Origin of the sequence: Paracoccus tibetensis, assembly GCF_900102505.1 — a bacterium.
Classification (GTDB): domain Bacteria; phylum Pseudomonadota; class Alphaproteobacteria; order Rhodobacterales; family Rhodobacteraceae; genus Paracoccus; species Paracoccus tibetensis.
Map to the genome: position 1 here is coordinate 162,796 of NZ_FMVT01000009.1, position 20,200 is coordinate 182,995.

The 20,200-nt window shown below is 72.1% G+C and carries 21 protein-coding genes; 10 read left to right on the forward strand and 11 right to left on the reverse strand.

The genetic code is table 11. From position 1 onward, the window contains the following. Positions 1-40: 40 nt before the first annotated feature. Positions 41-1,705: an NAD+ synthase gene (locus tag BLP73_RS13875; protein ID WP_090745789.1), complete on the reverse strand. Its 1,665-nt coding sequence runs from the start codon at positions 1,703-1,705 to the stop codon at positions 41-43. 120 nt (positions 1,706-1,825) lie between these two features. Between BLP73_RS13875 and BLP73_RS13880 the strand changes: the two genes are divergently transcribed. Next, complete coding sequence (locus tag BLP73_RS13880) at positions 1,826-3,316, forward strand: MORN repeat-containing protein (protein ID WP_090745792.1); 1,491 nt, start codon at positions 1,826-1,828, stop codon at positions 3,314-3,316. Continuing rightward, the gene (locus BLP73_RS19445; protein WP_175453357.1) at positions 3,313-3,762 is read left to right on the forward strand and encodes a GNAT family N-acetyltransferase; all 450 of its coding nucleotides are present in this window, start codon (positions 3,313-3,315) and stop codon (positions 3,760-3,762) included. Before BLP73_RS13880 ends, BLP73_RS19445 begins: the two co-directional genes overlap by 4 nt. Before the next feature lie 10 nt (positions 3,763-3,772). Here the strand turns inward: BLP73_RS19445 and BLP73_RS13890 are convergent, their stop codons facing one another. Together BLP73_RS13890 and BLP73_RS13895 are read right to left on the reverse strand one after the other, a co-directional pair. Next, complete coding sequence (locus BLP73_RS13890; protein WP_245686676.1) at positions 3,773-4,834, reverse strand: YcjF family protein; 1,062 nt, start codon at positions 4,832-4,834, stop codon at positions 3,773-3,775. Continuing rightward, positions 4,831-6,201, reverse strand: coding sequence for a YcjX family GTP-binding protein (locus tag BLP73_RS13895; protein ID WP_090745795.1), 1,371 nt, complete (start codon positions 6,199-6,201; stop codon positions 4,831-4,833). Before BLP73_RS13895 ends, BLP73_RS13890 begins: the two co-directional genes overlap by 4 nt. Before the next feature lie 119 nt (positions 6,202-6,320). Here BLP73_RS13895 and hrpB point away from each other — a divergent pair, with 119 nt between their 5' ends. After that, positions 6,321-8,849: an ATP-dependent helicase HrpB gene (hrpB, locus tag BLP73_RS13900; protein WP_090745861.1), complete on the forward strand. Its 2,529-nt coding sequence runs from the start codon at positions 6,321-6,323 to the stop codon at positions 8,847-8,849. Between the two features lie 7 nt (positions 8,850-8,856). Here the strand turns inward: hrpB and BLP73_RS13905 are convergent, their stop codons facing one another. From BLP73_RS13905 to BLP73_RS13915, 3 genes are read right to left on the reverse strand one after another with little or no spacing between them, the layout of a single operon-like run. Beyond that, positions 8,857-9,192 carry a DUF2794 domain-containing protein gene (locus tag BLP73_RS13905; RefSeq protein ID WP_090745797.1) on the reverse strand — a complete coding sequence of 112 codons (336 nt, stop codon included), beginning with the start codon at positions 9,190-9,192 and terminating at the stop codon, positions 8,857-8,859. Between the two features lie 45 nt (positions 9,193-9,237). Continuing rightward, positions 9,238-9,525, reverse strand: a complete 288-nt coding sequence (locus tag BLP73_RS13910; RefSeq protein WP_245686677.1) for an I78 family peptidase inhibitor — start codon at positions 9,523-9,525, stop codon at positions 9,238-9,240. A gap of 4 nt (positions 9,526-9,529) precedes the next feature. After that, a complete protein-coding gene (locus BLP73_RS13915) occupies positions 9,530-10,051 on the reverse strand; it encodes a hypothetical protein (protein ID WP_245686678.1) in 522 nt (173 codons plus the stop codon). A gap of 258 nt (positions 10,052-10,309) precedes the next feature. Between BLP73_RS13915 and BLP73_RS13920 the strand changes: the two genes are divergently transcribed. Continuing rightward, positions 10,310-11,737 carry a Glu/Leu/Phe/Val family dehydrogenase gene (locus BLP73_RS13920; RefSeq protein ID WP_090745800.1) on the forward strand — a complete coding sequence of 476 codons (1,428 nt, stop codon included), beginning with the start codon at positions 10,310-10,312 and terminating at the stop codon, positions 11,735-11,737. 70 nt (positions 11,738-11,807) lie between these two features. Here BLP73_RS13920 and BLP73_RS13925 read toward each other — a convergent pair whose 3' ends face one another. Next, entirely contained in the window at positions 11,808-12,755 is a 948-nt protein-coding gene (locus BLP73_RS13925; RefSeq protein ID WP_090745804.1) for an L-threonylcarbamoyladenylate synthase, read from the reverse strand. 113 nt (positions 12,756-12,868) lie between these two features. Between BLP73_RS13925 and BLP73_RS13930 the strand changes: the two genes are divergently transcribed. From BLP73_RS13930 to BLP73_RS13945, 4 genes are read left to right on the forward strand one after another with little or no spacing between them, the layout of a single operon-like run. Next, complete coding sequence (locus tag BLP73_RS13930) at positions 12,869-14,566, forward strand: acyl-CoA dehydrogenase (RefSeq protein WP_090745806.1); 1,698 nt, start codon at positions 12,869-12,871, stop codon at positions 14,564-14,566. Further along, on the forward strand, positions 14,563-15,582 hold the full coding sequence (locus BLP73_RS13935) for an MBL fold metallo-hydrolase (protein ID WP_245686679.1): 1,020 nt from the start codon (positions 14,563-14,565) through the stop codon (positions 15,580-15,582). The genes BLP73_RS13930 and BLP73_RS13935 overlap by 4 nt, the downstream gene beginning before the upstream one ends. A gap of 52 nt (positions 15,583-15,634) precedes the next feature. Further along, positions 15,635-15,787 carry an aa3-type cytochrome c oxidase subunit IV gene (locus tag BLP73_RS13940; RefSeq protein WP_090745808.1) on the forward strand — a complete coding sequence of 51 codons (153 nt, stop codon included), beginning with the start codon at positions 15,635-15,637 and terminating at the stop codon, positions 15,785-15,787. A gap of 10 nt (positions 15,788-15,797) precedes the next feature. Continuing rightward, complete coding sequence (locus BLP73_RS13945; RefSeq protein WP_090745811.1) at positions 15,798-16,436, forward strand: hypothetical protein; 639 nt, start codon at positions 15,798-15,800, stop codon at positions 16,434-16,436. On the opposite strand, the gene BLP73_RS13950 is transcribed toward BLP73_RS13945, so the two are convergent. Together BLP73_RS13950 and BLP73_RS13955 are read right to left on the reverse strand one after the other, a co-directional pair. Next, positions 16,421-16,756, reverse strand: a complete 336-nt coding sequence (locus BLP73_RS13950; protein WP_090745814.1) for an AzlD domain-containing protein — start codon at positions 16,754-16,756, stop codon at positions 16,421-16,423. The two genes, BLP73_RS13945 and BLP73_RS13950, sit on opposite strands and share 16 nt — an antisense overlap. Further along, complete coding sequence (locus BLP73_RS13955; protein ID WP_090745816.1) at positions 16,753-17,532, reverse strand: AzlC family ABC transporter permease; 780 nt, start codon at positions 17,530-17,532, stop codon at positions 16,753-16,755. The genes BLP73_RS13950 and BLP73_RS13955 overlap by 4 nt, the downstream gene beginning before the upstream one ends. 54 nt (positions 17,533-17,586) lie before the next feature. Here BLP73_RS13955 and BLP73_RS13960 point away from each other — a divergent pair, with 54 nt between their 5' ends. Beyond that, positions 17,587-18,087 carry a GNAT family N-acetyltransferase gene (locus BLP73_RS13960; RefSeq protein WP_175453365.1) on the forward strand — a complete coding sequence of 167 codons (501 nt, stop codon included), beginning with the start codon at positions 17,587-17,589 and terminating at the stop codon, positions 18,085-18,087. A 23-nt stretch (positions 18,088-18,110) separates the two neighbouring features. Here BLP73_RS13960 and BLP73_RS13965 read toward each other — a convergent pair whose 3' ends face one another. Beyond that, entirely contained in the window at positions 18,111-19,046 is a 936-nt protein-coding gene (locus BLP73_RS13965) for a hypothetical protein (RefSeq protein WP_425415696.1), read from the reverse strand. A gap of 5 nt (positions 19,047-19,051) precedes the next feature. Next, entirely contained in the window at positions 19,052-19,522 is a 471-nt protein-coding gene (gene greA, locus BLP73_RS13970; protein WP_175453366.1) for a transcription elongation factor GreA, read from the reverse strand. 301 nt (positions 19,523-19,823) lie between these two features. Between greA and BLP73_RS13975 the strand changes: the two genes are divergently transcribed. Then, a partial coding sequence (locus tag BLP73_RS13975) for an NAD(P)/FAD-dependent oxidoreductase (protein WP_139165966.1) occupies positions 19,824-20,200 on the forward strand: 377 nt, incomplete at its 3' end.

A 20,200-nucleotide genomic window follows, 5' to 3' on the forward strand; every position in this document is an offset into this window, starting at 1 on the left:
GGAGTCCCGCAGGGACGGGGGGCAGCGCCCCCCTGCTGCCTCACGGCAGGTCGCGCCAGCGGTTGACCAGCGGGTAGCGGCGGTCCAGCCAGAAGGCCTTGGTCGAGATGCGCGGGCCGGGCGCCGCCTGATAGCGCTTCCACTCGCTCACATAGAGCAGGCCCTCGACCTTGCGAACGGTCTCCGCGTCGAATCCCTGCGCGGTGAGTTCCGCGAGCGAGAGGTCCTTCTCGACCAGCCCTTCGAGGATCGCGTCCAGCACCTCGTAGGGGGGCAACGAGTCCTCGTCCTTCTGGTCGGGGCGCAGCTCGGCCGAAGGGGGTTTGGAGATGATCCGCGGGGTGATGACCTCGCCGGGGCGGCCCATCATCCAGTCCCGGTGATTGGCGTTGCGCCAGCGGCAGGTCTCGAAGACCCGGGTCTTGTAGAGGTCCTTGATCGGGTTGTAGCCGCCGGCCATGTCGCCGTAGATCGTGGCGTAGCCCACCGCCACCTCGGACTTGTTGCCGGTCGTCAGCAGCATCTCGCCGAACTTGTTCGAGAGCGCCATCAGCATCAGGCCGCGCAGGCGGGACTGGATGTTCTCCTCGGTGATGTCGGGCTCGGTGCCCGCCATCAGATGCGCCAGCGCGCCCGTGACCGCCTCGCGCGCGCCGTCGATATGGACCTCGTCTAGCCGCGCCCCGAGGCGGTGGGCGCAGTCGGCGGCGTCCTCGAGGCTGTGGGCCGAGGTGTATTCCGAGGGCAGCATTACGCAGCGGACGTTCTCGGGGCCGATGGCGTCACAGGCGATGGTGGCGACGAGCGCGCTGTCGATGCCGCCGGACATGCCCAGAAGCACCTTCCTGAAGCCGGACTTGCGCAGGTAGTCCCGGAGCCCCAGCATCATCGCGTGGTAGTCCTGCTCCCAATCGTCCGGTTGCGGGACCATCTGGCCCGGCTCGGCGCGCCAGCCCTCGGGGGTGCAGGTGAAGTCGACATGGGCGACGGCCTCCGCGAAGGCCGGAAGCTGCACGACCTTGTGCCCGCCCGGGTTCAGCACGAAGCTGGCGCCGTCATAGAGCTGGTCGTCCTGCCCGCCGACGAGGTTCACATAGACCAGCGGCAGGCCCGTCTCGACCACGCGGCCGACCATGTGGCCCATCCGAAGGTCCATCTTCGCGCGGTGATAGGGGCTGCCGTTCGGCACCACGAGGATCTCGGCCCCGGTCTCGGCCAGCGTCTCGGCGACGTCGGGCGACCAGCTGTCCTCGCAGATGGGCGAGCCGATGCGGGCGGCGCCGACCGGGTAGGGGCCGCTGATCGGGCCGGGATGGAACAGGCGCAGTTCGTCGAAGAGCTGCTGGTAGGGCAGGCGGTGCTTGAGCACGCGCGCCACCATCTGGCCGCCCTTCAGCACCCAGTAGGCGTTGTAGAGCTTGCCGTCCGCCTCGTCCCGGTACGGCCCGCCGATGCCGATCGCCGGGCCGTCCGCCAGCTGGGCCGCCAGGTCCATGATCGCGGCCTCGGCCTGGCGGGCGAAGGCGGGGCGCAGCACGAGGTCCTGGGTCTGGTAGCCCGTGATGAACATCTCGGGCAGGGCCAGCATGTCGGCGCCGGCCGCGCGCGCCTCGTGCCAGGCGTCCCGCGCCTTGGCCGCATTGCCGGGCAGATCGCCCACGGTGGCGTTGAGCTGGCCGATGGTCAGGCGGAAGCGTTCGGTCATGGGCGGGCTCCTTTGCGTCGGGTCATGGGTAGCGACTAGGCCTGCCGGTGGAAAGACGGGCTTTGCGTGTTTGTTCCGGCTGCGGTAAAGCTGGCGCAAAAGACGGCAAGGGCAGATGCGATGAAGGCGGCACTTCGGGCGGGCACGATCATGGGCGCGGTGGCGCTGGCGCTGGCCGCGGGGGCGGCGGATGCGCAGGTCGTGACGCGGCAATACGACGACGGCGGCGTCTACGAGGGCACCTTCAGGAACGGCCTCCAGCACGGCCAGGGCAGCTACGTGCTGCCGAACGGCTACCGCTACCAGGGGGATTGGGTCGAGGGCCAGATCATGGGCCAGGGCCGCGCCGAGTTCCCGAACGGCTCGGTCTACGAGGGCCAGTTCGTGCGCGGCAAGCCCGAGGGGCAGGGCAAGATCACCTATGCCGATGGCGGCACGTACGAGGGCGCATGGGTTGCGGGCGAAATCACCGGTCAGGGCATCGCGCGCTACGCCAACGGCTCGGTCTACGAGGGAACCTTCGCCAGCGGGCTGCATGACGGCACGGGCGTTCTGACGCAGCCGAACGGCTATCGCTACGAAGGCGACTGGAAGGCCGGCGTCAAGGAAGGCGAGGGCCGCATCACCTATCCCGACGGCGCCACCTACGAGGGCGGCATGCTGGCCGGCCAGCGGGCGGGGCGCGGCAAGCTGTCGATGGCCGACGGCCTGACCTATGACGGCATCTGGGCCGCGGGGCAGATGTCTGGCTCGGGCGTCCTGGTCCAGCCGGGGGGCGACCGCTACGAGGGCATGCTGGAGGCCGGCCGCCGGCAGGGGCAGGGCGTGGCCACCTATGCCAACGGCGATGTCTATGACGGAGAGTTCCGCGGCGATCGCCGCCACGGGCAGGGGACCTTCACCGGCGCGGACGGCTATGTCTATGTCGGCGAATGGGCCGAGGGCCGGATGGAGGGACGCGGGCAGATCACCTATCCCGACGGCTCGGTCTATCTGGGCCAGATGCGCGCCGACCGCCCCCACGGGACCGGCCGGATCACCTATCCCGACGGCTCGACCTACGAGGGGCAATGGGCCGAGGGCGTGATCGAGGGCGACGGCAAGGCCACCTATGCCAACGGCATGGTCTACGAGGGCAGCTTCCGCAGCGCCCGCAACCACGGGCAGGGGCGCATGTCCTACCCGGACGGCTACGTCTATTCCGGAGCCTGGGTGGACGGCCAGCGCCACGGCGAGGGGCAGGCGACCTATCCCGACGGCACGGTCTATACCGGCAGCTTCGTCAACGGCCTGCGCGAGGGGCAGGGCCGCCTGACCACGCCCGACGGCTTCATCTACGAGGGCGGTTGGGCCGCCGGCGAGATCGACGGTCAGGGCGTCGCGACCTATGCCAGCGGCGACCGCTACGAGGGCCATTTCGAGGCCGGGCGCCGGCAGGGGCAGGGCGTGATGCGCTATGCCAGCGGGCAGGTCGCCGCGGGCCGTTGGCAGGACAACCAGCTGGTCGAGGCCGACCCCGCCTCGGATGCCGCCGCGCCGGAGGTGCCGGAGGCGGCGGGCGAGGCGCCCGACATGCCGGCCGAAGGCGGGCAGGGGGCGGCGCAGCCGTGATCTTCCGCCGTGCGCGGGCAGGCGATCTGGCCGCGATCCTGGCGCTGCTGGTCGACGACAGGCTCGGCGCGGAGCGGGACAGCCTGGACGACCTGGCACCCTATCGCGCGGCCTTCGCGCAGATCGACGCCGACCCGCGGCAGCTTCTGGCGGTGGCCGAAGACGCGGCGGGCCGGGTCGTCGCAACGCTGCAGCTGACCTTCATCCCCGGCCTCTCGCGCGGCGGGGCGCTGCGCGGGCAGATCGAGGCGGTGCGTGTCGCGTCGGACCTGCGCGGCCGCGGCATCGGCGCCGGGATGATCGCTTGGGCCATCGAGGAATGCCGCCGCCGCGGCTGCGCGCTGGTCCAGTTGACCACCGACCGCTCGCGCACCGACGCGCACCGCTTCTATGACCGGCTCGGCTTCGAGGCGAGCCATCTGGGCTACAAGATGGTGCTGCGCTAGTCCTTGGCCGCTAGTCCTTGGCCTCTTCGCTGCCGAAGAGGCCGCGCAACCCGCGGCTGAGCAGGTTGCCGACCTTCGGGCGGGGCTGGCCGAGGAAGGGCAGGGGGCGGCAGACCTCCATCGCGGCGATGCCGACGCGGGCGGTCAGGGCGCCGTTCACCAGCCCCTCGCCGAAGCGGCGCGACAGCTTCGCCAGAACCCCGCCACCCGCCACGGTCTGCACCAGATCGTCGCCGGCCGCGACCGCGCCCGTCGCGATCAGATGCGTGATCACCGTGCGCGCCAGCCGCCAGCCGCCGACGGCCCCGGCGCGGCCGCCATAGATCTCGGCCATGCGGCGGATCATCCGCAGGTTCGCGGCCAGGGCCGCCGCGACATCAGCCAGCGCCAGCGGCACCAGCGCCGTGGTGGCGGCGACGGTGCGGGCGGCGGCCTCGATCTCGCGCCGGGCGAGCTGGTCCAGCGGGGCCAGCAGCTCGGTCTCGGTCAGCTCCAGCAGGTGCCGCGCGTCGAAGCTTTCCCCGCGCCGGTCGGCGAGGCGCTGGCGGTTCCATTCCATCTCCGGGCGCTTGGCGTAGAGCGCGACCAGTTCGGCGGAGACGGACTTGGCGCGGTCGAGGTCCTCCTCGGCCAGGGCGCTGCCCGCGCGGCGCTGGATCGCGTCGATCTTGGCGAACCGCCGCCAGGCCCACCATTCCCGCAGCGCCATCCCGAGCGTGGCGAGGATGAACAGCGCCAGCAGCACCAGCGCGATCCAGCCCAGCAGCGGATAGCTGACCAGCAGCCGGTTCACGAATTCCAGCGCGGCGATCCCGACGAAGAAGCTGACCAGCGCCGCCCCCGAGCCGAGGAACAGCCGCGTCAGCCGCGACGGCCGCGCGCCGACGAGCCGCGTCACCATCTCCATCGTGCGCGGGCGCGGCAGGGGCAGGTCGGGCGTGTCGATCGGCGGCGCGTCGGCGGGGCTGGGCGCGGCCCCGGCCGGAGCGCCCGACCCGCGCGGGGCCTGCGGCATCTCGATCAGGACCGGGCCGCGGCGGCGGGCGGGCGGCGGGGGGGTCGTCTCGCTCACAGCCGGTCTCCGATCAGGAACTGGGCGGCGCGGTCCAGCCGGATATGGGGCGGGCCGTCGCCGGGACGCAGGGTCAGGCGCGCGGGGGCGAAGTTCATGACGCTGTAATCGGCGTCCAGCCAGCCCTCCGCGCCCTGCCGCGCGGGGTGCAGCAGAAGGCCCGGATCGGTCGGCAGCTCGCCCGGATAGAAGGCCGCCTGCCGCCCGTCAACCAGCCGCCCGCGCACCGCCGGCAAGGTCTCGTCGCCCTGGCGGATCGTCTCCTCGGTGGTGGTCCGCAGGGCGGCGATGGCCATGGCCTCGGTCCGCGCGCCCTGGAAGTCGGCGCGGTCGCGCGCCTCGCGCAGCATGGCCGTCGCGATGGCGATGAGGGCGGGGTGCTGCGTGTGGTGCAGGTGGTCGGCCTTGGTCGCGGCGAAGAGGATGCGCTCGACCCGCCTGAGGCCCAGAAGCTGCGCCAGCCAGCCCGCGCGGCCGGGGCGGAAGGCGGTCAAGATGTCGGACATGGCGCGGCGCATGTCCTCGACCGCGCGCGGTCCCTGGTGGATCGCGCCCAGCACGTCGACCAGCACCACCTGCCGGTCGATCCGGGCGAAATGGTCGCGGAAGAAGGGCCGGACGACGCGCGACTTGTAGGCGTCGAAGCGGCGGCGGAACTCGCGCCCCAGATGGCCGTCCTGCAGCTCGGGCGGCAGGGGCGCGAAGGTGAGGGCGGGCGAGCCCTCCAGCTCGCCGGGGATGAGGAAGCGGCCGGGGGTGCAGTCGGCCCATCCGGCCGCTCGGGCCGCGTTCAGATGCGCGGTGTAGAGCTGCGCCAGCGCAGTGGCGCGCGGCTCGGTGAAGGGCGCGCCGGGGGTCTCGCCGCCGAGCGCGCCGAGGAAACGGTCGGCGCCCGGACGCCCGCCGATGCGCGAGAGGACCTCGGCTGACCACTGGCCGAAGTCCCGCTCCATCAGGCGCAGGTCCAGAAGCCACTCGCCGGGATAGTCGACGATGTCGAGATGCAGCACCCGCGCGCCGCGGAACCCGGAAAGAAGCCCGCCGCCCTCGATCCGCAGCGACAGGCGCAGCTGGCTCACATGGCGCGTGCCGTCGGGCCAGAAGGGCTCGGGGCCGGTCAGCGCGGCGAGGTGGCGCTCGAAGTCGAAGCGGGGCAGGGTGTCGTCGGGCTGCGGCTGGAGCCAGGCGGCCTTGATCCGCCCCTCGGAGGCGGCGCGCAGGCCGGCCATGCGTCCGCGCTGGAGCATGTTGGCGACGAGGGCGGTGATGAACACCGTCTTGCCGGCGCGGCTGAGTCCGGTGACGCCGAGCCTGACGACAGGATTGGCGAGCCCGAGGCCCGAAATCACGTCACTGCCGATGCCCATCTCGCCCCACGCCTTCTTCTTTCGAGCCTAACGCTTGGCCGGCAAGATAGGTCCGGCCCGCTGCCGCCGCCAGAGCGGGTGCATTGCGCCCCGCCGCGCGCCGCGGCTATGAGCGGGACATGTCCGAGCCGCTGCCCATCGATGCCGTCCTGCCCGAACTTCGCGCCGCCCTCGCCCGCGCGGGGCGGGCGGTGCTGGTCGCCCCGCCGGGGGCGGGCAAGACGACGCGGGTGCCGCTGGCGCTGCTGGACCAGGTGGCTGGGCGCATCGTGATGCTGGAGCCGCGGCGCCTCGCCGCCCGCGCCGCCGCCGAGCGGCTGGCTTCGACCCTGGGCGAGCCGGTGGGCCGCAGCATAGGCTACCGCATGCGGGGCGAAAGCGTGCCGGGCCGCCGCATCGAGGTGGTGACCGAGGGCATCCTGACGAGGATGATCCAGTCGGACCCGGCGCTGGAGGGGGTCGGCTGCGTCATCTTCGACGAGTTCCACGAGCGCAGCCTGAACGCCGATCTGGGCCTCGCGCTGGTCTGGGAGGCGAAGGGAGCGCTGCGGGACGACCTGTCGGTGCTGGTGATGTCGGCGACGCTGGAGGCGGGGCCGGTGGCGGCGCTGCTGGACGATGCGCCGGTGGTCGTCTCGGAGGGCCGGGCCTTTCCGGTCGAGACGCGCTGGCTGGACCGGCCGCTGCCGGCCGGCCTGCGGCTCGAGGCCGAAGCGGCGCGGCTGATCCGTCAGGCCGAGGCGGAGACGCAGGCGGAAGGCGGCACGATCCTGGCCTTCCTGCCGGGCGAGGGCGAGATCCGGCGGGTGTCCGGGATGCTGAGCGGCAGCGGTTGCGAGGTGCTGCCGCTTTACGGCGCGCTGCCGCCGGCGGCGCAGCGGGCGGCGCTGGCGGCGCCGACCACCGGACCGGGCGCGCAGCGGCGGATCGTGCTGGCCACCGCGATCGCCGAGACCTCGCTGACCATCCCGGACGTGCGGGTGGTGGTGGACGCGGGCCGGGCGCGGCGGGCGCGCTTCGATCCGGGCAGCGGCATGTCGCGCCTCGTGACCGAGCGCGTCAGCCGCGCCGAGGCCGAGCAGCGACGCGGCCGCGCAGGCCGGGTGGCGCCCGGCATCTGCTACCGCATGTGGGCGCGGGCCGAGGAGGGCGGCTTCCCCGCCTTCGCCCCGCCCGAGATCATGGTCGCGGACCTGGCGGGACTGGCCCTGGAACTGGCGAACTGGGGCGCGGAGCCGGCGGACCTCGCCTTCCTGACGCCGCCGCCCGAGGGGGCGCTGGCCGAGGCGCGGGCGCTGCTGCGCGACCTTTCCGCGCTGGACGGCGCGGGGCGGATCACCGCGCATGGGCGCGCGCTGGCGGCGTTGCCGCTGCATCCGCGGCTGGCGCATATGCTGGCGCTCGCGGGGCCGGAGGCGGCGGACTTGGCCGCGCTACTTGCGGGGCGCGATCCGTTGCGCGGGGCGGGGGCGGACCTGGCGCCGCGGCTGGCGGTGATCCGCGATCCGCGCGCGCAGGTGGCTGGCGAGTTGAACCGGGGGGCGCTGGAGGAGATCCGGGCCGAGGCGCGGCGGCTCAGGCGGCTGGTTGCGTCCCGGGCCGCGTCTGTAAGAAGCGCCGGGGGGGACGCTGTCCCCCCCGGACCCCCCCGCCCCGGGGGGAACGCCGTCCCCCCCGCACCCCCCGGGGGGTATTTGGGCAACGAAGAAGGGATGACGGCGGGCGAGATGGCCTCGCTGGCCTATCCCGACCGGATCGGGCTGCGGCGGAAGGGGGACGAGCCGCGCTATGTGCTCTCGGGCGGAAAGGGGGCGGTGCTGCCGGCCGAGGAGGCGCTGGCGCGGGCGCGCATGATCGTGGCGCTGGATCTGGACGGAGACGGGCGCGAGGCGCGGGTGCGGCTGGCGGCGGCGCTGGACGAGGCCGGGATTCGGGCGCTGCACGGCGCGCGGATCGAGCAGACGCGCTTCGTGCGGTGGTCCCGGCGCGAGGGCCGCGTGGAGGCGCGGGTGCAGGAGCGGCTTGGCGCGCTGGTGCTGTCGGATCGGCCGTGGGACGGGGCAGGGCCGGAGGAGATCGCGCGCGCGGCGCTTGAGGGGTTGCGGGCCGAGGGGCTGCGCTGGACGCCGGCCGCCGCGCGGCTGAGGGCGCGCATCGCGCTGCTGCCGGAGCTGGGGCCGGTGGATGACGCGGCGCTGCTGGCGGAGGACGATTGGCTGCTGCCTTGGCTGGGGAAGGTGCGGACGGTTTCGGACCTTCGGGCGCTGGACCTGGCCGAGCCGCTGAAGGCCCGCATCGGGTGGGAGGGGCAGCAGCGGCTGGATCGCGAGGCGCCGGCGCATTTCGTGACCCCTCTGGGGCGGCGGGTGCCGATCGATTATGACGGCGAGGCGCCGGGGATCGAGCTGCGGCTGCAGGAGCTGTTCGGGGTGACGCGGCACCCGGTCGTCGCCGGCCGGCCGTTGCGACTGTCGCTGCTGTCGCCGGGCGGCAAGCCCGTGCAGGTGACGATGGACCTGCCGGGCTTCTGGGCCAGCTCCTATGCCGATGTCAGGAAGGACATGCGCGGGCGCTATCCGCGCCACCCCTGGCCCGAGGACCCGACGGCGGCCGATCCGACGGTGCGGGCCAAGCCGCGCGGGACCTGAGGCGTCCTTAGTCGACGGGACGGATCAGCTTGGCGTCGAGGACGCGCAGCACCTGGGCGAGATCGTGGCCGCGCTTCAGCACCCGCCCGTCCATCGCGATGACGGCATAGGCGCCTTGGGCGGCACGCAGGCGCGGGCGCTTCTCGATCCGGTAGAGCGGATGCTCGGCCGCGCGGCGAAAGACGCTGAAGACGGCCACGTCGCGCAGGAAGGACATGCCGTAGTCGCGCCATTCGCCGGCGGCGACGAAGCGGCCATAGGTGGAAAGGATCAGCCCCAGCTCCTTGCGGTCGAAGGTGACGCGGTCCGGGTCGGCATGAAACGGCGGCGGGGCGTTCAGCATGACAGGATGGTGACACCCCCGCCGCGGCAGTTCAACGCGAAAAGATCAGTAGCAGCTGACCCTCTCGATCCGGCCGTTGCGGCCGTATTCGATGTTCAGCCGCTCGGGGCGGAAATCGGCGGTCACCGCGTCGTCGGGGCCGATCACGCGGGTGTTCATGGGGAAGGTCATCTGCCCCAGCACCTCGCGGCGCTGGCCGATGAGGCCCTGGTAGCCGGCCGCGCCGCATTCGTCGGCGGGAGGCGCGGGCGGGGCCGGCTCGGTCGGCATGGGCTCGCAGGCGGCGAGCAGCGCGGCGCCGGCCAGGGCGGCGAGAAGGGCGGTCTTGGTCATGGTGTCACCCGCAATCGATGTTGGAGATGTTGCCCGCAGCGTCCAGGCGGAAGACGATGCGGTTGGGATCGTAGTTCTGCGGCTCGATCCCCCGGTATTCGACGACGCGGTAGCTGCGCGTGATGCCGAGGGACGGGATGGTGCTGCCCGGCTGGCCCATGGACGAGCGGTAGGTCTCGGCCTTGCAGAGGTCGGGCTTGCGCTCCTGCAGGCCGGCGATGCCGGTGGCGGCGGCCGGGGCGGGCTCGGTGGCCGGATAGAGCGGCGCCTGCGGGAAGGGCGGGGTGGTGCCGGACATGCCTGCGGCCGCCGGAACGGGCGGGAGGGGCGCGTAGCCCGGCACCGCGGGCGCGTAGACGGGGGCTGGCGGCGCATAGCCGGGCGCGGCCGGATAGGCGGGCGCCATCGGCGCGGCGGGCGGCAGCGGTCCGGCCGACATCGCGGCATCCGTCGGCATCCGGCTTGCCGGCATCATGCAGCCCGCAAGCGCAAGGCTGGCCGTCAGCGCCATCGCGGCTTTCAACATGCTGTCTGCTCCCTCGGGCGCCCGTTCTTCGAGCTTGTCCTGATGGTTGGACCATATGCCCTGGCCGAGGAAGTTGCAAAGCCGTGAGCCGCATCACGTTCCTATCATCGTTTTGCTGCCACAGGTCGTCGCCGCCCGTCACGGCGATGGGAAGCGTGAAGATTCTTGCCGAATTTCCGGGCACGAGGTGGCGCCTGCCGCGCGCTTCGCCTAGCGTCCGAGGCGTCATGACCTGCCGAACCGAGGAGGAGAGAGCCCATGGCCGCCAGACAATCATCGTTCCGCGACTCCGTCGACCGGATGTTCACCCATGCCGCCGGCCTGATGAGCCTGGCGCCGGGGCTGGAGGAGAAGATCCGCGTCTGCAACTCGACCTACACGGTCCGCTTCGGGGTGCGGCTGCGGGGGCAGATCCACACCTTCACCGGCTACCGCTCGGTCCATTCCGAACATATGGAGCCCGTGAAGGGCGGCATCCGCTATTCGCTGGACGTGAACCAGGACGAGGTCGAGGCGCTGGCCGCGCTGATGACCTACAAATGCGCGCTGGTCGAGGTGCCCTTCGGCGGCTCGAAGGGCGGGCTCTGCATCGACCCGCGCGCCTGGAACGAGGACGAGCTGGAGCGCATCACCCGCCGCTTCACCTATGAGCTGTCGCGGCGGAACCTGATCTCGCCCAGCCAGAACGTGCCGGCGCCGGACATGGGCACGGGCGAGCGCGAGATGGCCTGGATGGCGGATGCCTACAAGCGGCTTCACCCGGACGACATCAACGCGAAGGCTTGCGTCACCGGCAAGCCGCGCCATGCGGGCGGGATCGACGGGCGCGTCGAGGCGACGGGCCGGGGCGTGCAATACGCGCTGCGCGAGGTCTTCCGTCATGACGACGTGATGAAGCGGGCGGGGCTGGAAGGCGCGCTGGCCGGCAAACGGGTGATCGTGCAGGGCCTCGGCAATGTGGGCTATCATGCCGCGCAGTTCCTGTCCTGCGAGGACAAGGCGCTGGTGACCTGCGTGATCGAGCGCGACGGGGCGATCCTGAACCCGCAGGGCATCAACATCGACGCGCTGCGCGGGCACATCCGCTCGACCGGGGGGATCAAGGGCTTCGTGGGCGGCGAGTATCGCGAGAACGGCCTCGGCGCGCTGGAGGAGGCGTGCGACATCCTCATCCCGGCGGCGATCGAGAGCGTGATCCACGAGGGCAATGCCGAGCGCATCCAGGCCAAGCTGATCATCGAGGCCGCGAACGGGCCGGTGACGGCGGATGCCGACGAGATCCTGAAGCGGCGCGGCATCGTGATCGTGCCGGACATGTATGCCAATGCCGGCGGCGTGACCGTGTCCTATTTCGAATGGGTCAAGAACCTGTCGCAGATCAGCCTCGGCCGGCTGGAGCGGCGCCACGAGGAGGCGCGGGCGCGGCTGCTGATCGAGGAGCTGGAGCGGATCTCGTCCGACACTGGCACGAATTTCGAATTGGCGCGCGGGTTCAAGGAGGCGTTCCTGACCGGCGCGGACGAGTTGGAGCTGGTGCGTTCGGGCCTCGACGACACGATGCGAGAATCCTTCAAGAAGATGAAGGAGGTCTGGATGAGCAATCCGAAGGTCGAGGACCTGCGGACGGCGGGCTATGTCGTGGCGATCCGGCGGATCTCGAACGTCTACAACTCGCTCGGGCTTTGAGCGGGGGCGGGGGGCGCTGCCCCCCGTCGCCTTTGGCGACTCCCCCTGGGATATTTTCGCACAGGAGAGATCAGGGGCGGGGGGCGGCGGCGCGGCGCAGGCGGTCGTTGATTGCGCGGCCGAGGCCGTAGTCGGGAATGGGAGCGACCGAGATCGGGCGCCCGGCCGAGTCCGCCCGGCGCAGCAGGTCGAAGAGGCGGGCCGCGGCCTCGGCCAGATCGCCCGTCGCGGACAGGGTGAAGGGGCCGGGGGCGCCGAAGGCGAGATGCGTCTCGTCCGGGCTGGGCTGCGTGACGTTCAGCCGCAGCGGCGCGGTCGGGGCGTAGTGGCTGGTCAGCTGGCCGGGCGCGCTCGGGGCTGTGGGATCGCCCTCGTGCCGGGCGAGGGGGCGGCCGAGCGCGGCCTCGAGCGCCTCGGCAGGGATGCCTCCGGGGCGCAGGAGCGTGGGGATGCCGCCGGGCCAGCCGAGAATGGTGGATTCGACGCCGACCGCGCAGGGCCCGGCATCGAGGACGGCGGCGATGCGGCCGTCGAGGCCGCCGCTCGGGTCGAGGACGTGATCCGCACTGGTCGGGCTGATGCGGCCCGAGGCGTTGGCCGAGGGCGCGGCAAGGGGACCGGCGGCGCGCAGCACGGCCTGCGCGACCGGATGGGCCGGCACCCGCAGCGCGATGGTGGCAAGGCCCGCGGTGACGAGCGAGGCGATGCCGGCCTCGGGGCGCAGCGGCAGGACCAGCGTGAGGGCGCCGGGCCAGAAGGCCTTAGCCAGCGCCTCGGCCTCGGGCGGGAAGGCGGCGATGGTCCGGGCGCTGGCGAGGTCCGGGACATGCACGATCAGCGGGTTGAAGCTGGGCCGGCCCTTGGCGGCATAGATGCGCGCGACCGCCGCGCCGTTCCGGGCGTCGGCGGCAAGGCCGTAGACGGTCTCGGTCGGGATGGCCACGGTCGCGCCCGCCGCCAGCAGGCGCGCGGCTTCGGCGATGCCGTCAGGGTCGGCGGGAAGGCGCAGGGTTCTCATCTGTGACGCGGGGTTTCGGTTGAGCCGGTGAAGGACGCGTTCCAAGATCGCCTCCAGAGGATGCTGATAGTCGCCGCGCGGGCCGATGCCAAGGCGGCAGGGGGGGAGATGAGATGAGCTTCAAGGCGCCGGTCGCGCAGATCGACTTCATCCTGAACCACGTCGTGCCCTTCGCGGAGGTGGCCGCGACCGAGCGCTTCGCGGAGGCGACGGCCGAGACCACCTCGGCGATCCTCGACGAGGCCGGCAAGCTGTGCAGCAACGTGCTGGTGCCGCTGAACATGGCGGGCGACCATCACCCGGCGGTGCTGGAGAACGGCGTCGTGCGCGCCTCGCCCGGCTATGCCGAGGGGTTCCGGGCCATTGCCGAGGGGGGCTGGGTCGGCGTCTCGGCCGATCCCGAACATGGCGGGATGGGCCTGCCGCAGGCGCTGAACATGGCCGTGGCCGAGATGATGTCGGGCGCCTGCCTTGCGCTGCAGCTGAACCCCCTGCTGACGCAGGGCCAGATCGAGGCGCTGGAGCATCATGCCAGCGATGAGCTAAAGGCGCTTTACCTGCCGAAGCTCATCAGCGGCGAATGGTCGGGGACGATGAACCTCACCGAGCCGGGGGCGGGCAGCGACGTGGGCGCTTTGGTCACAAAGGCCGAACCTGCGGGGGACGGGACCTACCGGATTAGCGGACAGAAGATCTACATCACCTGGGGCGACGCGGATTTCGTCGGCAATGTCTGCCACCTGGTGCTGGCGCGGCTGCCAGGGGCGCCGAAGGGGACCCGGGGGATCAGCCTCTTCATGGTGCCGAAATACCTGCCGGACGATCAGGGCAATCCGGGCGTGGCCAACAGCCTGAAGGTGGTCAGCCTCGAGGAGAAGCTGGGCATCCATGGCAGCCCGACCTGCGTGATGTCCTACGAGGACGCGACCGGCTGGCTGGTGGGCGCCGAGAACAAGGGCATGGCCGCGATGTTCACCATGATGAACGTTGCCCGGCTTGGCGTCGGGATGCAGGGCGTCGGCGTGGCCGAGGCGGCGCTGCAGAAGGCCGTCGCCTATGCCGTCGACCGCAACCAGATGGGACCGATCATCCAGCATCCCGACGTGCGCCGGATGCTGGCGACCGCGCGGGCCGAGGTCTTCGCCGCCCGCGCCATCGCCCTCGCCTGCGCCGTCGCCATCGACTTGGAGCGCGCGACGGGCGAGGCGGATCACGCGGCCCGCGCGGCGTTCCTCACGCCCATCGCCAAGGCCTATGGCACCGATGTCGGCATCCGCGTGGCGGACATGGGCGTGCAGGTCCATGGCGGCATGGGATATGTCGAGGAGACGGGCGCGGCGCAATATCTCCGCGACGTGCGGATCACCTCGGTCTACGAGGGCACGAACGGCATCCAGGCGATGGACCTGGTGGGGCGCAAGCTGTCCGATGGCGGGGACGCGGCGATGCGGCTTCTGGACGAGGTGCTGGACGGGGCCAAGGCCGCGCAGGGCGAGCATCCCGAGCTGGCGCATCAGCTGTGGCAGGCCGCCGAGACGCTGCGCGAGACGACGCTGGCGCTGCTGGAGCGCGAGCTGCCGCAGCGCTTCGCCGGGGCCGTGCCCTATCTCAACGCTTTCGCCAGGGTGCTCGGCGGGCATTACCACCTGCGCGCCGCGCTGGCCGGCAACGGGGCGCACCGGGCGATGGCGCGGGTCTTCATGGCGCGGGTGCTGCCGCGCAATGCGGGTGACCTGGCCGAGGCGGTCGCGGGGCTGGACGACCTGGCCGGCGTCGATGACGCCGCGCTCGCGGGCGATTTCGCGGCGTGATCCGCGCGCTGATCGAGCTGCCGCCCGAGGAGGGCACGGCGACCGAGCTGGCGCCCGGGGTCCTCTGGATGCGCCTGCCGCTGCCGATGGCGCTGGACCATGTCAACGTCTACGCCCTCGAGGAGGCGGGCGGCTGGACCGTCGTCGATACCGGCTTTGACAGCAAGCGCGGGCGGGCGATCTGGACGGCGCTGCGGGCCGGCCCGCTGCGCGGCCAGCCGATCCTGCGGGTCATCGGCACGCATCACCACCCCGACCATATCGGCCTCGCCGGCTGGCTTATGGCGGAGGGGGCAGAGCTGATGATGTCGCGCACGGCCTGGCTGACCGCGCGAATGCTGACCCTCGACGTGCAGGAGCGGCCGGCGCCCGAGACGCTGGCCTTCTGGCGCCGCGCCGGGATGCCGCCGGCGCTGCTGGAGGCGCGCGCGGCCGAGCGGCCGTTCAACTTCGCCGACATGGTCCATCCCCTGCCGCTCGGCTTCACGCGGCTGACCGACGGGCAGGAGGTCGCCTTCGGCCGCCGCCGCTGGCGCGTGGCGATGGGGCACGGGCACGCGCCCTGCCACGCCACCTTCTGGTCGCTGGACGACGACCTGGTCATCGGGGGCGACCAGCTGCTGCCCGGCATCTCGCCCAATCTCGGCGTCTACCCGACCGAGCCCGAGGCCGACCCGGTGGGCGAGTGGCTGGAAAGCTGCACGCGGATGCTGGCGCTGGCCGAGCCGCGCCACCGCGTCCTGCCGGGCCACAAGCTGCCCTTCACCGGCCTGCCCACGCGCCTGTCCCAGCTGATCGAGAACCACCATGCCGCGCTGGAGCGGCTGGCGGCCGCCCTGGCCGCGGGACCGCGCAGCGCGGCGGGCTGCTTCGACATCCTCTACCGCCGCCCGATCGGGGCGGGCGAGTACGGCCTCGCGCTGGTCGAGGCCGTCGCCCATGTCAATCACCTCGTCCGCCGGGGCCTCGTGCAACAGGTCGGTGAAACCGAGGGTGCGGCGCTGTGGGGGGCGTGACAGGCCAGTCCCGATCCGCTATCGCAGGGCAAACGCTTTAAGGAGGGCAGACATGGCCGATCTCGACAACAAACCCGGCGCAACCCAAGGCACGATGGATGTCAGCCACCAGAAGAAGACCTTTGCCGGCTTCCTGCGGTGGGCCATGTGGGTGACGGGTCTGTCGCTCGCCGTGCTGATCTTCCTCGCCCTCGCGAACTCCTGAGCCGCGGCCGATGAAACGACGCGCGTTCCTCGCGGCCTCGGTGCCGGCGCTGCTGGCCGCCTGCGGGGCCGACAACAACTGGGCGCCGGACGACCGCGTCCGCGCGGCGCGCTACGTCTCGCCCGAACCGCCCTCGGTGACGCTGCTGACGGTCGTCGGCATCCCGCGCGGCGACGGCGGGCACACGGCGCTGCTGATCAACGGCAGCCAGCGCGTCATCTACGACCCGGCCGGCAGCTGGATGCACCCCAAGCTGCCCGAGCGGCATGACGTCTGGTACGGGATCACCGACGAGATCAAGAACTTCTACATCGACTACCACACCCGCTCGAACTACTGGGTGGCCGAGGACCGCCTGCCGGTCACGCGCGAGGTGGCCGACATCGCCATCCGCCGCGTCGAGGCGCAGGGCCCCGCCAACAAGAGCTTCTGCGCCATCGAGAGCAGCCGCGCCCTCCAGGGCGTGCCGGGCTTCGAGACGGCGCCGGTTGCCTGGTCGCCGCTGCGCCTGCGGCGCTGGTTCCTGGCGCAGCCCGGCGTTCAGACGCGGGAATGGCGCGACGGCGATCCGCGCCTCGTCCACAGCGTCAGGATTCAGCGCAAGGACGGCAGCTTCACCGGCCAGGCCGGCGCTCAGCCCGCGATGTAGATCAGGCCAAACAGCGTCCCCGCCCCCGCCAGGATCGACAGGACCACGTTCTTCGTCAGCACGCCGACGCTCAGCGTGGCGATGGCCGCGGCCAGCCGCGCGGGGTCGGTCTGCCCCTCGGTCGCGGCGGGCCAGACGACCAGCGGCGCGACCAGCGCCGGCAGCACCGCGACGGGCGTGTAGCGCAGCAGCCGCAGCACCCAGCCCGGCATCGCCTTGCCGCCGAGCGCGCCGAGGAAGGACCAGCGGATCAGGTAGGTCCCCACCCCGAGGACCAGGATCACGAACCAGATGGTCGCGTCGGAGTAACCGCCGGTCATGGCGCGGCCCTCCGCTCGGTCAGGGTTTCCACCAGGGCGCCCGCGATCATCCCGAGCGGCGCCGCGATCAGCAGGCCCGAGCCCGACGGCATCCCGGCCAGCAGCAGCGCCGCGACCACCGCGACGAAGCAGGCGGCCATGTGCGCGATCGTCCGCAGCATCGGCGCGATCATCGCGATGAAGGTGATGGGCAGCGCGAAGTCCAGCGCGACCTCCTCGGGGATGGCTTGGCCGACCGTCGCGCCGATCCAGCTGCCGATCGCCCAGGGCAGGCACAGAACCAGCGCCGCGCCGCCGAAATAGCCGAGCCGCTGCGCCATGCTGAGGCGCGGATGCTGCTCGTAATGCTGGATCGACAGCGCATAGGTCTGGTCGATCAGCACATAGGCCAGCCCCGCCCGCTGCCTGCCCGTGGCGGAACCCAGCCAGGGCACCAGCGAGGCGGAATACATCGCCATCCGCAGGTTGACCGCCAGCGAGGACAGGATCACAATCCAGACCGGCGCGTTGTCCGACAGAAGCTGGACCGCCGTGAACTGCGAGGCGCCGGCCAGCACGAGCACCGAAAAGCCCATGACCTGCGCCAGATCCAGCCCGGCCTCCAGCGCGACCACGCCGAAGAGGATGGCGAAGGGCATGATGACGATAAGGAAGGGGAGCGACTGCACCGCGCCGTGCCAGAAGGCCTGCCGCGGGCTGCGGGCCAGGGCCTGCGCGGCGGCCGCCTCCAGCGCCGCGTCGCGCTTGGCGGGGCGGGATTCGGGGGAAGGTGACATGGGGCTTTCTGTCCGCAGATGTGCTGCGGCACTTGCTTGCATGACGCGCAAGCGATGACAAGGCAGGCCGTGCAGATCGTCTCGCCCATTCCCGCCGCGCATCTGCCGGCCGCGGCGCGGCTGTGGTGGGCGCATTTCGGCCGGGCGCGCCGTCCGCCCCCGCCGATGCGACCCGATCACGGCATCGCGGCGCTGGATGCCGAGGGGCGGGTCGCGGGCGTGCTGGGCCTGCGCGACGGCTCGGGCGGGCTTCTCACCGATGAGGCCGCGGCGGGCTGGCCGTGGCTCTACCGCGCCGCGCCCGAGACGGCCGACCTGGTCATCGACGGCGTCGCCGTGAACCGGCTCCGCAGCGGTGCCGGCCGGGCGCTGGTTCAGCGCGCCAGCGCCGAGGCGCGGCGCCGCGGCCGGCCGGGCCTGCGCGCCGAGGTGCGGCTGCGGAACGAGGCGGCCTTGGCCTTCTGGCGCAGCCTCGGCTTCGTCGAGGTCACGCGCGGCCGCTACGGCTGGCCCTGGTCGGGCCGCGTCGTCGTGATGCGGCTGGCGCTGACCTGAGGTGCAGACCTGAAGCGCCGGCCTCAGCCGAAGCTTCCGGCCACGCGGCCCAGCAGCATGAACGCGCGGGACGACCGGCTGTCGGCCAGAACGGCGATCTGCAGCTCGTCCAGCTCGGGCACGAGCCGCGCCAGCAGCCCGTCGAAATGGCGCAGGAAGTGATGCGCGGTGTCGCGGAAGATCTCGTCCTGCCGCATCATCTGCGCCACCGTCTCCAGCGCCTCGCGGTCGTGGATGCCGCCGAGCGCGGCCACGCCGCTGCCGCGCTGCCCCTCGGCAAAGCGGCGCCAGACGGCCGCGGGGGCGGGGTTCGGCGGCAGCATGTCCATATAGACGTCATGGCCGGCCAGCAGCGTGACCACATCCTGCGCCGAGCGCAGGACCCGCGACAGGTCGGGATCGCGCAGCGCCTGGCGCAGCGCGTCGATGGCCTCGTGATCGTCCGGCCCGTCGGGAAAGTTCAGCGCCCGGATCAGCGTCGTCACGTCGATCGGCGCCTGCGCCTGGCCCGGCTCGAAGCGCATCGCGGTCTGGCGCTGATCGCCCGGCCGGGGCCGCGCGGCAACGGCCGAGGGCGCGGCGGCGGCAGGTGCCGGGGCTTGCCCGTGAGGCGGGGCGGCGGGGCGCGCGGTTGGGGCGGGCATCGGCGCGCGCGCCGCGTCCCGGCCGTGGCTGTCCTGCCCCAAGGGCCGGCCCAGCTGCTGGCGCAGGTCGGCGGCCTCGGCGCGCAGGATCTCGATCGAGCGCCCGAGCGAGACGCCCACCCAGATCAGCGCCAGCGGCAGCACCAGCCCCATCACGCGCACCAGCCGGCCGAGGCCGCTCGGCTCGGTGGTGCCGGTCGGGCCGAGCAGCCAGAACAGCAGGACCAGAAGCAGCCAGGCGGCCGTCAGCGCCAGGCCGACGCGGGTCAGCGCATCGCGGTTGGCAAGGCTCTTTGCGCGGGCGACGAGGGACATGGTCGTCACTCGAACCGGATCCGCACGATCTCGTAGCTGCGCTGCCCGCCGGGCGTGACGACCTCGACGCTGTCGCCCTCGTCCTTGCCGATCAACGCGCGCGCCAGCGGCGAGCGCATGTTCAGCAGGCCGCGCTCGATGTCGGCCTCGGCCTCGCCGACGATCTGGTAGGTGCGCTCTTCCTCGGTGTCCTCGTCGATCAGGTGCACGATGGCGCCGAACTTGATCGAGCCGGACAGCTTCGAGGTCTCGATCACCTCGGCGCGCGAGAGGACCGATTCCAGCTCCTTGATGCGGCCCTCGATGAAGCCCTGCTTCTCGCGCGCGGCGTGGTATTCGGCGTTCTCGGACAGATCGCCATGCTCGCGCGCCTCGGCGATGGCGCGGATGATGGCCGGACGTTCCTTCGACTTCAGCTCGCCCAGTTCCCGCTCGAGCGTCTGAAAGCCGCTGCGCGTCATCGGTATCTTGTCCATCGCTGCCCTGTCCTTCTTGGGGTGCGGCCCGTCGTGGGATGCGGTTGTCCTGCGGATGCTAAGGCAACGCCCCCGCCATTCGGAATGGCAGGGGCGCTGAACCTTTGTTCGCCGGCATCGTGACCCCAAATCCGGGCGCAATGCAAGCCTGCGCCGCCGGTCTGGCGCGGTTTTCGGCGCCGCCGCGCCCGCCGCCTGCGCCGCCGCCCCCGGGCGATCGGTCACACAGCGTCATGATTGCCCCGCGCAGCCTGGCGCGCTACCTCTGCGGCAAGCCAGACGCCAGGGAGGACGCCAGCAGATGACCGTTGATACCGAATTCGCGCGCGAGTCGATGGAGTATGATGTCGTGATCGTGGGTGCGGGGCCTGCGGGTCTTTCGGCGGCGATCCGGCTGAAGCAGCTCGACGCGGATCTGTCGGTGGTGGTGCTGGAGAAGGGCTCGGAGGTCGGGGCGCATATCCTCTCGGGGGCGGTGCTGGACCCCTGCGGGCTGGACGCGCTGATCCCCGACTGGCGCGAGCGGGGCGCGCCGGTGACGACCGAGGTCACGGACGACAATTTCTACATCCTCGGCGCGGCGGGGCAGGTGCGGGTGCCGAACTGGCCCATGCCGCCCCTGATGACGAACCACGGCAACTACATCGTCAGCATGGGCAATGTCTGCCGCTGGATGGC